Source organism: Acinetobacter sp. YH12255 (genome assembly GCF_013417355.1).
GTDB classification, from domain to species: Bacteria; Pseudomonadota; Gammaproteobacteria; order Pseudomonadales; family Moraxellaceae; genus Acinetobacter; species Acinetobacter pseudolwoffii.
In genome coordinates, this window is record NZ_VPEC01000023.1 from 44,542 (window position 1) to 56,248 (window position 11,707).

Sequence of the window (11,707 nt, forward strand, 5' to 3'; positions counted from 1 at the left end):
AGAAATCCCCAGATGGGTGTATTTAGGTAACAAAATGCTGCACTGTTTTGAATGCAGCATTTTTAGAAATGAATTAAAGAGGCAGGGAACTACTTTGCATGAGTTGAACCAGAGCTTGCGCCGCTTTGGACTGAGTACGACCCGGATGCCAGACCATGCCCAGCCGGCGGTTCATTTCCAGATTGATATCCAGCTGATGCAGATCGTGATTGACCAGAGTTTTTGGCAGCACAGACCAGCCGAGACCAATGGATACCAGCATGCGGATTGATTCCAGCGGATTATTGCTCATGCTGACTTTCGGTTTAATACCCTGTTTTTCAAATTCGGCCAAGGTGATCTGCGAAGTATAGGTCTGTGATGAGGGCAATAGGCTCGGGTAGTCGAGTAAATCTTCCAGACACAGATTTTTTTGCTGCGCCAGCGGATGAAACGGTGCCACCACAAAGACCAGAGGATCATTCCAGATGGTCACGTAATTCAGACGCGCATCACCCCGTGGCGGCAAGGTTAAAAATGCCAGTTCCAGATCGCCAGCAATCACCTGTTCATGCGCCTGCTCGGAATCGACAAAATGTACATCCAGCCTTACATCCGGATATTCCTGTACATAACGGCGCAAATGACTCGGAAGATGATGCAGGCCAATATGATGACTGGTGCCGATTTTCAATTTTCCCTGTACCTGACCCTGTTCATGGCTCAAGGTATAATGAATATCACCGAGTTCATTCAGCCAGTTTTTCACTTTAGGCAATAGCGAATGCGCGGCATGGGTGGCTTGTACACCACGTCCGGCGGATTCAAACAGTTTGACCCCAAAATATTCTTCCAGACTGTGAATACGTTTGGTGACGGCAGGCTGGGTAATAAAAAGCTGATCTGCGGCCAGAGAAATCGAACCAGTTTCCATGACTTTTACGAAGGCTTCAAAAGCTGCGAGATTCATCTTAATCACCTATAAAGAATTTTTATGTGTAATTATATTATTGTTATTTTTTAAGAATAAATCAAAGCATAATTCGCTTGTTTCTATTGCATTGCTGCATTACTAAACATTTTCAAAGCCTTGGGATTTAAATAGCGTCAAAAAAAGACCCTCTTGGGTGAGATGGTCTTTGGTCAGGAACATCGACAGAAAAGATCAGGCGGTGATGTCCTCATTCTGCTGTTCGATATTACGCTCCCAGATTTTTTCGTGGAAGAAGAACGCAACTGCCTGTACTGTGGGTTCCAATAAACTTAAGGCAATTGCCATGGCCAAACTGCCAGTCACCAAATAACCGACAATCATCGCCACCGTGATGTGCATAATGTAATAGCTGAAGGTCTTTTTAAACATACGCTGATTATTGTCTACAAAACGTTGGATATGTGCCATGTCGAAGTTCCTCAAAATATAAATCTCTGTCTATGCAGGAATAATAATAATTCTCATTTAATTTGTAAAAACGAATATTTTTAATAAATTGATCGGAAAAGTAGATTTATGGGAATGCAGCGAAATCATGATTTTATTCAGCTTTTGAAAGATTCCAAAAAGTTTTTTAACTAATAAAAATGATAAATTAGATTTATGTGACAGCAGCGATATAATCAAAATCAGAGCAAGAATTTACCCAGTCCAGTGGAGTACATCGACATGGCAGGCGCAACCCAAACAGCAAAAACATTATATGATAAATTGTGGGATGACCATTTAGTAACACAACGTGATGATGGTTCTGCCTTACTGTACATTGACCGTCACTTATTACATGAAGTAACGTCGCCACAGGCATTTGAAGGTTTACAACTCGCCGGGCGCAAGCCATGGCGTTTAAGCGCAAACATTGCTACACCAGATCATAACGTACCCACCTCGAAAAAAGAGCGTGAACAGGGTGTTGCCGGCATTGAAGATGAAACTTCGCGCATTCAGGTACAAACCTTGGACGACAACTGCAAGACCTTTAATATTGTTGAATTTGATATTAATGATATCCGTCAGGGGATTGCGCATGTGGTTGGGCCTGAGCAAGGTTTAACCTTGCCGGGCATGACCGTGGTCTGTGGTGATTCACATACTGCGACCCATGGTGCTTTCGGTTGTTTGGCGCATGGTATCGGTACTTCAGAAGTTGAACATGTATTGGCGACCCAATGCCTGGTTCAAAAGAAGATGAAAAACATGTTGGTACGCGTTGACGGTCAGTTGGGTCAGGGCGTGACACCGAAAGATGTGGTCTTGGCGATTATCGGCAAGATTGGTACAGCAGGGGGTACTGGTCATGCGATTGAATTTGGCGGTCAGGTGTTCCGTGACATGTCGATTGAAGGTCGTATGACCGTGTGTAATATGGCAATCGAAGCCGGTGCACGCGTAGGTATGGTCGCTGTCGATGACAAAACCATCGAATATGTTAAAGGCCGTCCTTATGCACCGACTGCAGAACAGTGGGATCAGGCCGTAGTGTATTGGAATACCTTACATTCGGATGAAGATGCACACTTTGATACAGTTGTGGTCTTGCAAGGCGAAGAGATCGAGCCGCAAGTGTCTTGGGGAACCTCTCCTGAAATGGTGATTCCAGTGTCTCAGGCAGTACCAACTTTGCAACAAGCCAAAGACGAAGTACAACGCAATGACTGGAACCGTGCTTATCAATATATGGGTTTAAATGCCGGTCAGGCCTTGGCTGAAATTCAATTAGACCGTGTCTTTATTGGCTCATGCACCAACTCGCGTATTGAAGATATCCGTGCTGCGGCTGAAGTGATCAAAGGTCGTAAAGTCGCGGCAAGCATCAAGCAGGCGATGGTGGTTCCGGGTTCGGGTCTGGTCAAGGCCCAGGCAGAAGCTGAAGGCCTAGATAAAGTGTTTGTAGAAGCCGGCTTTGAATGGCGTGAACCAGGTTGTTCAATGTGTCTGGCAATGAATGCTGACAAGTTACAACCGGGCGAGCATTGTGCATCGACGTCTAACCGTAACTTTGAGGGTCGTCAGGGCAATGGCGGTCGTACGCATCTGGTCAGCCCTGCAATGGCAGCCGCCGCGGCAATTGCCGGTCACTTTGTTGACGTGCGTAGTTTCTAAAAATCCCCCTCAGTCCCCCTTTTAGAAAAGGAGGAAGTTCCCCTCTTTAATAAAGAGGGGGTTAGGGGAGATTTAAAGTGATGACATTCTTTAGGAATAAAGACAATGAAAAAATATACCGTTGAACAAGGTATCGTTGCACCATTAGACCGGGCCAATGTCGATACCGATTTAATTATTCCAAAACAGTTTTTGAAATCGATCAAACGTAGTGGTTTTGGTGCGAATTTATTTGATGAATTGCGTTATCTGGATGAAGGCTATTTGGGTCAAGACAACTCAAAACGACCTTTAAACAAGGATTTTGCATTAAACCAACCTCGCTATCAAGGCGCGAGCATTTTGATTTCACGCGCCAACTTTGGTTGTGGTTCTAGTCGTGAACATGCGCCATGGGCATTGGAAGAATACGGTTTCCGTACCGTGATTGCACCAAGCTATGCCGACATTTTCTATAACAACAGCTTTAAGAATGGCATGTTGCCTGTGATTTTGTCTGAAGAGATTGTTGATCAGTTATTCAAAGAATGCTTTGCAACTGAAGGTTATCAACTCACCATCGATTTGAACGCACAAGAAGTACGCACACCAAATGGTGAAAGCTTTCAATTTGAAGTCGATCCATTTCGTAAGCATTGCCTGTTAAATGGTCTGGATGATATTGGTTTAACTTTACAAGCTGCGGATGACATTCGTGCTTATGAGGAAAAAACCAAACAATCACGTCCATGGGTATTTGCCGAAATTCAGGGCTAAATCAGCGAAAATTGTCATAGCATGACTGCGATGCCCTTGCTAATATCGGAAGATTATTGGATTTTTTGATTGGGTAAGACAGACATTATGGCGAATTATTGGAAACAGTGGCTTGCTTTAAGTATGGTGTCGGTGCTGATGACTGCATGTCAAAGCATCGATACCATGAAGCTCAAACATGCCAAAGAAAATGCCGAAAGCAAAAACAATGCCCTGATTTACTGTAAAGGAACATCGGATTGCCAGTTCGAGCGCTTAAACCAGACCATCATTGTCAATAACGACAATGGCCGCCTCAGTAATGAGGCGCGAAAGCAAAAACTGGTACGTTTGCAGGCTAAGAATTTAAGTCAGGCCAATCCGATTTACTTGTCAGTACCCGCAGGACAGCATGAATTAGTCGTCCGTTTTTATCCAATCAGTAAGGATAAAGCGGAAATTTTACATGTGTTTCATCGCTTTCAGGCCAACAAAACTTATACCTTGAAAATGTTCCGCGACCGTAGTGCGCGTAGCAGCAGTTTATTAAATGCCTCTGCACCTGATCCGCTTTGCGTGGATTTATTGCAAGAGCAAAAAACCATTCGTCGTTTTTGCAAACCTTATAATGTGGTCAACGGCATTGCAGAGTTTGTAGAAAAGAAAATTTAACCTTTGTCAGGTCTGAATCTGACGCTTTAAACGGAAAATCTCATGTCTAAACAAATTTTGATTTTAGCTGGTGATGGCATCGGTCCTGAAATTGTCAAAGCGGCAGAGCAGGTACTGGATCGTGTAAATGAAAAATTTAATCTCGATTTGACATGGGAACAGGGTTTACTCGGTGGTGCGGCAATTGATGCCCACGGTTCACCATATCCTGAAGTGACCTCGGAACAGGCCAAAAAAGCCGATGCAATTTTATTGGGCGCCGTCGGCGGGCCAAAATGGGATACGATCGAGCGCTCAATCCGTCCGGAACGCGGTTTATTAAAATTACGTAGCGAACTGAACCTGTTTGCCAACTTGCGCCCAGCGATTCTCTATCCACAATTGGCTGATGCTTCAAGCCTGAAACCTGAAATCGTGGCAGGTCTGGATATCCTGATCGTGCGTGAATTGACGGGTGGTATTTATTTCGGTCAGCCACGTGGGATCCGTGAATTGGAAAATGGCGAGAAGCAAGGTTATAACACGGATGTGTATTCAGAATCTGAAATCAAACGCATTGCCAAAGTTGCCTTTGAAATGGCGAAGCTGCGCGGTGCTAAAGTCTGTTCAGTGGATAAAGCCAACGTACTTGAAGTAACAGAGCTGTGGAAACAGACGGTTACTGCGTTGAAAAAAGAACAGTATCCAGAAATTAACTTGTCACATATGTATGTCGACAATGCTGCGATGCAACTGGTGCGCGCGCCAAAACAGTTTGATGTGATTGTCACCTCTAACCTGTTCGGTGATATCTTGTCTGACGAAGCAGCGATGCTTACCGGTTCAATCGGCATGTTGCCATCAGCCTCGCTAGATGAAAATGCTAAAGGTATGTATGAGCCTTGTCATGGTTCAGCCCCTGATATTGCGGGCCAAAACCTGGCGAACCCATTGGCCACAATTTTGTCTGTTGCGATGATGCTACGCTACACCTTCCGTGAAGAAGCTGCGGCCAAAGCGATTGAAGATGCCGTAGGCAATGTTTTGGATCAAGGCTTGCGTACAGCAGATATTATGTCTGAAGGCATGCAGAAAGTCGGTACAGTTGAAATGGGTCAGGCAGTGGTTGCTGCATTAAACTAAGTTTGTTTCGATTTAAAAACTGATTAAAAAACGCAGCCTTGAGCTGCGTTTTTTTATGTCAGATTTCTCGTATCTAGCTCAGGTTAGCAGGTTCGACCTGTAGTACGAACTGCGGTTGCAATATTATCTTTGAGTAAGAAGGTGATCTTACATTGCAGATTGACGTCATAGCCACCTGAAGGACTCACAGGAACCGGAATAGGTACAGCACCGCCTGCTGCCGGAAACTGTGCTACAGGCAAAGGAATTGCAACAGGGCGCTGTACCACATAGCTTAATTGCTGGGCACTGAGTTCAGGCCCACTGACCTGCTGATAACCTAAACGTTTCAGATCCAGAGTTTGATCGATCAGCTGGCTGCTTTGTCCAATAAACTGCTGCAAATAGGCTTCGCGTTCAGATTGGCCCATATTGGGGGAATGTGCACAGCCCGCTATTAAAACACTGGCCAAAATACCGAGCGATAGTTGGAGATAGGAAAATCGCATCATTTCACTCCTGCCCAGGAACGACTCATCAATAGTGTAGGCAGGAAGTGTGATTGGTATTGTTGTAATTTGACACGCGGTACAGATGGGGGCGAGAGCTAGCTCAACATCAATCCATCAAAGAAATTGGACTACAGGATGACAGCTTAACAAGCCCTGCCGCTATAGCGAACGGATTGGATAATTTCATCTTTCAGCTCAAACCGGATTTGGCATTTCATCTCGATGTTATAACCGCCATTTGAGGGCGTAGGCATTGGTACACCGATCGAAATACTCTGACTAATATTCGGTGTACCCATCGGAATATTCATGTCCCGAAAAATAGTGTAGCTGAGAAACTCTGCTGTCTGAATCGGTTGCTGGGCGGTTTTAAATCCCATTGCACTCAGATCAAGCTGGCTGCGAACCTGTGCTGCATTTTGACCGACATAGTGTTGTAGCGACTGATTTAGGTGATGTTTGCCGCCTGTGGCACAGGCGACGAGGATTAAGCTGCACAGCAGGACTAAGCACTTCATATTCATAGTTTTAGACATGTTATTTTAATTAAATGAATAGTCGTGAGTTTATAGTTCAGTGTCAAATTATTTTATTTTTCAATAAAAAATTAAAGCAATAAAAAAGCCACTAAAAGTGGCTTTTGCTTGCGCTAAAACTTAGCGTGCACGATAGGTGATACGACCTTTGGTCAAATCATAAGGTGTCATTTCAACCTTTACACTGTCGCCAGTTAAAATACGGATATAGTGTTTACGCATTTTACCAGAGATGTGGGCAATCACTTCGTGACCGTTCTCTAAACGTACACGGAACATAGTATTAGGAAGCGTCTCGGTGACAACGCCTTCGAACTCGATGAGTTCCTCTTTATTGGCCATAGCCTACCTGAATGAATAAATTGGAAAGGCGCAAATTATAGTCAATTTTTTTGCAAAATACAAGGTGAAACGGGTGTTAGACTGATCATCTGTCAGTAAAATAAGCGAACGATCAGGATAAACTTTTTAACTAAAAAAATGTCGGTTTCTGTTGTCAGTTTGGTCAATCGCAGTTAATCTAAAATTAATCTTTTTAAGTATAAATGAAGTACATACAAGGAAGGCTTTTGAGTGAGTCAGCTAACGGATGCATCAGTCGTATTGCGTTTGGGCTATCAGGCGATTCGTCGTGCGGGTTTGCCGACAGAAGAACTTTTGACCAAAGCAGGAGTTGCTTTAAATCAGGTCGAGGCCAATGACCGTACGCCGCTGAGTGCCCAGTATGCCTTTTGGGTGGCAGCTGAAGAAGTCAGTAAGGACCCGGATATTGGTTTGCATCTGGGCGAACATTTACCACTGTATCGTGGTCAGGTGATTGAACACCTGTTTGTTTCATCTGAAAATTTTGGTGAGGGACTGAAACGTGCCTTGGCCTATCAACGACTGATCAGCGATGCCTTTGCTGCCAAGTTGGTGATTGAAGATGATCGCTGCTATTTAACCAATGGCGAGCAGCCTTTTGCTGAAAGTCTGGTCAATCGTCATTTTACCGAGTGTGCCATGTCGGGTGTACTGCGTTTCTTCAAATTTATTACCGAAGGACGTTTTGAACTGATTTATATCGATTTTAATTTTTCCAAAGGTGCTCCTGACGAGGAATATTTCCGGGTTTATGAGTGTCCGGTCAGCTTAGGTCAAAAAGAAACCCGACTTTATTTCGACCCAAGTATTCTAGAGTTTCCACTGTGGCAGGCTGAACCAGAGCTTTTACAATTACATGAGCAGCTGGCAATTGAAAAACTGCAGGAACTGGCGCGTTATGATCTGGTCGGTGAAGTTCGTCGAGCGATTGGCTCTACTTTGGAAAGTGGCGAAACCACACTGGAAACTGTAGCTGCACAGCTAAACATCACGCCACGTCGCTTAAGAACACAACTGAGTGAAGCACATACCAGCTTTCAACAGATTCTGTCGGATTATCGTTGTCGTCTGGCCAAGCGTTTGCTGGCGAGTACCACTGAAAGTGTTGAAAGAATTGTCTATCTGACCGGATTCTCGGAACCAAGTACGTTTTATCGTGCCTTTAAACGCTGGACCAATGAAACGCCAGTGGAATATCGGAAACGCAAGCAGCGTTAAAAATCCCTCCTAACCTCCCTTTAAAAAGGGAGGAATTCCCCTCCTTTCAGAAGGAGTTAGGGGAGGTAAATATTCTAAAAAATTTAAAAATTATTCCGGCAGATTCAGCCAATGCGGCCCCAACGGTAATTTAGGCAATTCAAACTGCTCCGGATAGTCGGCATGAATAAAATATAAACCATCGGCAGGCGCAGTCACGCCAGCAGCTTTGCGGTCTTCGGCCGCGAAAATACTATCAATATGATCGGCAGCATACATGCCCTGACCAATTTCCAGTAGGCAGCCCATGATATTACGCACCATATGATGCAGAAAGCCATCGGCCTGAATATCCAGTACCAGATATTGACCATGCTGAATCAGACGGCAATGGCTGACATGGCGTACCGGTTGATTGGATTGGCAGGCTGCAGCACGGAAGCTTTCAAAATTATGTGTACCTTCAAACTTTTTCGCAGCCAGCATCATCTGTTCAATATCGAGTGAAGCATAGACATGGGTGACCTGTTTATGCAGCAATGCAGGTCGCACAGGATGATTATAGACCACATAGCGGTAACGGCGTGCCTGAGCCTTAAAGCGGGCATGGAAGCTGTGATCCATCTCTTTGATCCACTGAATCGAGATATCTTTGGGCAACTGGCTATTGCAACCCATCAGCCAGCCACGTTCAGAACGAATGGCATCGCTATCAAAATGTGCCACCATATTGGTCGCATGTACCCCCGCATCGGTACGTCCGGCACCATGTAGGCTAATCGGTTGATCGGCAACCCGGCTCAGTACCTTTTCAATGGTTTCCTGCACACTTGCAACACCCGGCTGTTGAGTCTGCCATCCTCGATAATGCATCCCACAAAACTCAATTCCCACCGCAAAACGCTGCATAATGACCTCAAAACCTTATTGATCGTACCAATGACGATGCCATTGCTCTACAGTGTCATATTGTAAATACATTTTCAGTGCTTTTGCATACAGATCCGCATGGCCATAACTTTCATTCAGCAGAATTTTGCAGTGATTGACCCATTCTGCAATGGCATAGCGCTGATCTGTCGCGCCAAAAGGCACCTGGGTGGTCAGTACAGAGAGACAGCCTTGGTCATAGAGTTGATCAATGAGTGCGATCAGGGCCTCATTGACAGCGAGATTACCCGTGCCAAAACCTTGCAGAAATAAAAAATGCGGTGGTCTGGCTAATAAGCTGTGCAGGTTGTTCAGTTGCTGGGCCAGATCAATCGGTTGCATCATGATACTCATGCAGTTAAATCCAGCGGCTTTCCTAATATCTTCAGCTTTGACTTGATAACACTGCTGACTGGCCTGGATTGTAATATTGGCCTCAAGACCTGAGAAGGCATTTAACTCGGTGGTATGCTGTTTGAGTGCCGTCTGGGCATGCATTAGTTGATGATGAAAAGCCAGATAGACCCCTGCGGTACACATGCTGACAGAATCTAGGGCGAATCTCAGATTATCCAGCGCATCACTAAATTCGCGCTGCTTATTGCCCTGAGCATTCAGCAGCGGATATTGACTACCAGTCAGTACCACATGTGCCGAGTTGCCGAGAAAATGTGCTAGGACTGCACTGGCATAACTCAGCGTATCTGTACCGTGAATAATCACAAAATATTGGATCTTTCGAGATTGTAGTTCTTGAATAAACTGCACCAATTGCAGCCAGTCCGCTGCTGTACAGGCACTACTGTCTTTAATGGCTGGTGCGCGATGGCATTCAACGAAATATTGGTCTGCGAGTATCTGTTCGAGCTTGGGAATAAATAAATCCGCAGACATCGGGGCAAGTGGATCGCCGACACAGCCGAATGTGCCACCCATATAAATTAATGCAATATTTTTCATCATAAAAAAAGCAGCCAACCCTTGACTGCTTTAGTGTAAATCGAAATGCATCAAGATGCGATTTGATTCAGTAATTGCTCTGCGCGTTGCTGTTGCTCGGCCGTACATTCAGCTTCTCGCTCTGCAATGATCTCACGTGCGGCAACATAGGCACCGAGCTGAATATATTGCTGCGCAAGATCCAGATTCAGACTGGCCTCATTGATGTCCAGTAATTCCGGGAAAGATTGTACCAGTGGATCATGCTGGTCTGTGGCTGTTTGAACTGATGTAGCAGGAATGTCGAAAGTAACACCTGTTGCAGCAGGTTTAGTTTCTGCATGATCTAATTTAAAGTCTAGGCCTGATGAAAGGTCTGTCTGTGTCGCAGATTCACTCACAGGTGCAGCAGCAGAAAGACTAGACAGATCAAACTCAATTGCTGGTTCTGAGGTTTTTTCGGCGACAGGCGCTGGAGTTCCTATAGAAAATGAGAAATCCAGAGGCTTGATCTCTTCAGATACAGCAGGCGCTGTTTCTACTGGAGCAGCCTGCTGCAATTCCAGTTTAAAATCTAAAACAGGTGCAGTTTCTGTTGCTGCCGTAGGTGTAGTTTGCACAACAGCAGATGAAGTATCTTGAAATTCAAAATCTACAGCAGGTACCGGAGTTTCTTCAGATTTTGGCGCTATGACCGGCGTAGTTGTCGGTTCAAAATTAAATTCAAGTGGCTGAATATCCGCAACAGGCTCAATTGCTGGAGCTGGCTTGCTTGGTTGAAACTCTTGTTGCAACTGTTCAAATGCCTGCTCATTTGAAGGAGCGGGAGCGACCAGATCAGCAAAGGCATCGGAAGATGCCGAGGTTTCCTGTACAGATGAAGTTTTAAGCTGTGCACTTGGGAAATCAATCGTATCTTGAACAGCAGATAAAGATTGATCAAATTCACGCTGTTTGGCTTCAGCTTGCGCCAGAATCTCATCTAAATTTAAAGAACGGATATGGTTGAGCAGTTGTGAAATCGCAAACTCATCTTTCTGTAAGATATGAATATCTAACAACAGCAGATAGAGCTCATGCTGGGAATTGTCGCGATTCAATGCCTGGTTAATCTGAGCTTCGGCCGCAAAAAAATTACGTTCCTGAATCAGGCCTTCAATTTTTTTACGCGTTTCTGCGGATAATGGCGTTGCTGATTTTTTTGCGACCCCGACTGGCTCAACTACTTTGGTTTTTTGTGGGGCAGTTTTTGAAGCAGAGCCAGGTTTTTTCGCTTTTACAGTTTTAGTTTTTGCTTTATCTGATTCTTGAGCATCTTGTCGTTTTTTGACGACAATTAATACGATGATCAATATCACTAATGGAATCACATAAATCAGCATGTTTTACCCCTTGAGGATAGAGTGTATTCAATGTTCACTCATCCCAATAAATCGTCATGTGTAACTTTTAATTAACTGGCTTCTTATCTGCTTGTTGGGCTTTAAGCTGTTGTTGCAGCTGGGCCAGACGCGCATTTAATAGATCTCTTGCGAAAGTTAATTTAAGAGCATCCAATTCACCATTCCAGCAATTAAATTCATTCTTAGACCAAAGCGTTTCCGTCTATTTCTATAGCGTTCTGTTAATATCCGAAAATGTTTAAG

At 44.5% G+C, this 11,707-nt stretch carries 13 protein-coding genes and 1 pseudogene; 5 read left to right on the forward strand and 9 right to left on the reverse strand.

Features of this window, described 5'->3' with window-relative positions:
* Positions 1 to 73 precede the first annotated feature (73 nt).
* Both FTV30_RS10695 and FTV30_RS10700 read right to left on the reverse strand, forming a co-directional pair.
* The gene (locus tag FTV30_RS10695; protein ID WP_100355810.1) at positions 74 to 949 is read right to left on the reverse strand and encodes a LysR family transcriptional regulator; all 876 of its coding nucleotides are present in this window, start codon (positions 947 to 949) and stop codon (positions 74 to 76) included.
* A 195-nt stretch (positions 950 to 1,144) separates the two neighbouring features.
* Entirely contained in the window at positions 1,145 to 1,381 is a 237-nt protein-coding gene (locus tag FTV30_RS10700) for a DUF2061 domain-containing protein (RefSeq protein WP_005172852.1), read from the reverse strand.
* Between the two features lie 261 nt (positions 1,382 to 1,642).
* On the opposite strand from FTV30_RS10700, the gene leuC reads away from it, so the two are divergent.
* The 4 genes from leuC to leuB all read left to right on the forward strand — a co-directional run bounded on the left by leuC (position 1,643) and on the right by leuB (position 5,605).
* Complete coding sequence (gene leuC, locus FTV30_RS10705) at positions 1,643 to 3,076, forward strand: 3-isopropylmalate dehydratase large subunit (protein WP_100329282.1); 1,434 nt, start codon at positions 1,643 to 1,645, stop codon at positions 3,074 to 3,076.
* 105 nt (positions 3,077 to 3,181) lie between these two features.
* On the forward strand, positions 3,182 to 3,832 hold the full coding sequence (gene leuD, locus FTV30_RS10710; protein ID WP_100329281.1) for a 3-isopropylmalate dehydratase small subunit: 651 nt from the start codon (positions 3,182 to 3,184) through the stop codon (positions 3,830 to 3,832).
* Positions 3,833 to 3,919: 87 nt separating this feature from the next.
* A complete protein-coding gene (locus tag FTV30_RS10715; RefSeq protein WP_180001570.1) occupies positions 3,920 to 4,483 on the forward strand; it encodes a hypothetical protein in 564 nt (187 codons plus the stop codon).
* A 42-nt stretch (positions 4,484 to 4,525) separates the two neighbouring features.
* Positions 4,526 to 5,605, forward strand: coding sequence for a 3-isopropylmalate dehydrogenase (gene leuB, locus FTV30_RS10720; protein ID WP_180001571.1), 1,080 nt, complete (start codon positions 4,526 to 4,528; stop codon positions 5,603 to 5,605).
* 83 nt (positions 5,606 to 5,688) lie between these two features.
* Here the strand turns inward: leuB and FTV30_RS10725 are convergent, their stop codons facing one another.
* The 3 genes from FTV30_RS10725 to infA form a co-directional block, all read right to left on the reverse strand.
* Complete coding sequence (locus tag FTV30_RS10725) at positions 5,689 to 6,093, reverse strand: hypothetical protein (protein WP_180001575.1); 405 nt, start codon at positions 6,091 to 6,093, stop codon at positions 5,689 to 5,691.
* Between the two features lie 146 nt (positions 6,094 to 6,239).
* Positions 6,240 to 6,620, reverse strand: a complete 381-nt coding sequence (locus FTV30_RS10730) for a hypothetical protein (protein WP_100355809.1) — start codon at positions 6,618 to 6,620, stop codon at positions 6,240 to 6,242.
* 132 nt (positions 6,621 to 6,752) lie between these two features.
* Entirely contained in the window at positions 6,753 to 6,974 is a 222-nt protein-coding gene (gene infA, locus FTV30_RS10735) for a translation initiation factor IF-1 (protein ID WP_001284370.1), read from the reverse strand.
* Positions 6,975 to 7,205: 231 nt separating this feature from the next.
* Between infA and FTV30_RS10740 the strand changes: the two genes are divergently transcribed.
* Positions 7,206 to 8,213 (forward strand): AraC family transcriptional regulator, encoded by a 1,008-nt coding sequence (locus tag FTV30_RS10740; protein WP_180001572.1) that lies wholly within the window; start codon positions 7,206 to 7,208, stop codon positions 8,211 to 8,213.
* A gap of 90 nt (positions 8,214 to 8,303) precedes the next feature.
* Here the strand turns inward: FTV30_RS10740 and truA are convergent, their stop codons facing one another.
* From truA to FTV30_RS10760, 4 genes and pseudogenes are all read right to left on the reverse strand, one after another.
* The gene (truA, locus tag FTV30_RS10745) at positions 8,304 to 9,101 is read right to left on the reverse strand and encodes a tRNA pseudouridine(38-40) synthase TruA (RefSeq protein ID WP_100329278.1); all 798 of its coding nucleotides are present in this window, start codon (positions 9,099 to 9,101) and stop codon (positions 8,304 to 8,306) included.
* Positions 9,102 to 9,116: 15 nt separating this feature from the next.
* The gene (locus FTV30_RS10750) at positions 9,117 to 10,085 is read right to left on the reverse strand and encodes an asparaginase (RefSeq protein WP_005172835.1); all 969 of its coding nucleotides are present in this window, start codon (positions 10,083 to 10,085) and stop codon (positions 9,117 to 9,119) included.
* Positions 10,086 to 10,132: 47 nt separating this feature from the next.
* Positions 10,133 to 11,443: a fimbrial protein FimV gene (locus FTV30_RS10755; protein WP_180001573.1), complete on the reverse strand. Its 1,311-nt coding sequence runs from the start codon at positions 11,441 to 11,443 to the stop codon at positions 10,133 to 10,135.
* Between the two features lie 156 nt (positions 11,444 to 11,599).
* Positions 11,600 to 11,707 (reverse strand): annotated as a pseudogene (locus FTV30_RS10760) (IS5/IS1182 family transposase); the annotation flags it as partial.

Bases quoted from the DNA above. Each gene is read 5' to 3' on its own strand.
- FTV30_RS10695 (WP_100355810.1), bottom strand. From the start codon at position 949: ATGAATCTCGCAGCTTTTGAAGCCTTCGTAAAAGTCATGGAAACTGGT.
- FTV30_RS10700 (WP_005172852.1), bottom strand. From the start codon at position 1,381: ATGGCACATATCCAACGTTTTGTAGACAATAATCAGCGTATGTTTAAA.
- leuC (WP_100329282.1), top strand. From the start codon at position 1,643: ATGGCAGGCGCAACCCAAACAGCAAAAACATTATATGATAAATTGTGG.
- leuD (WP_100329281.1), top strand. From the start codon at position 3,182: ATGAAAAAATATACCGTTGAACAAGGTATCGTTGCACCATTAGACCGG.
- FTV30_RS10715 (WP_180001570.1), top strand. From the start codon at position 3,920: ATGGCGAATTATTGGAAACAGTGGCTTGCTTTAAGTATGGTGTCGGTG.
- leuB (WP_180001571.1), top strand. From the start codon at position 4,526: ATGTCTAAACAAATTTTGATTTTAGCTGGTGATGGCATCGGTCCTGAA.
- FTV30_RS10725 (WP_180001575.1), bottom strand. From the start codon at position 6,093: ATGCGATTTTCCTATCTCCAACTATCGCTCGGTATTTTGGCCAGTGTT.
- FTV30_RS10730 (WP_100355809.1), bottom strand. From the start codon at position 6,620: ATGAATATGAAGTGCTTAGTCCTGCTGTGCAGCTTAATCCTCGTCGCC.
- infA (WP_001284370.1), bottom strand. From the start codon at position 6,974: ATGGCCAATAAAGAGGAACTCATCGAGTTCGAAGGCGTTGTCACCGAG.
- truA (WP_100329278.1), bottom strand. From the start codon at position 9,101: ATGCAGCGTTTTGCGGTGGGAATTGAGTTTTGTGGGATGCATTATCGA.
- FTV30_RS10750 (WP_005172835.1), bottom strand. From the start codon at position 10,085: ATGATGAAAAATATTGCATTAATTTATATGGGTGGCACATTCGGCTGT.
- FTV30_RS10755 (WP_180001573.1), bottom strand. From the start codon at position 11,443: ATGCTGATTTATGTGATTCCATTAGTGATATTGATCATCGTATTAATT.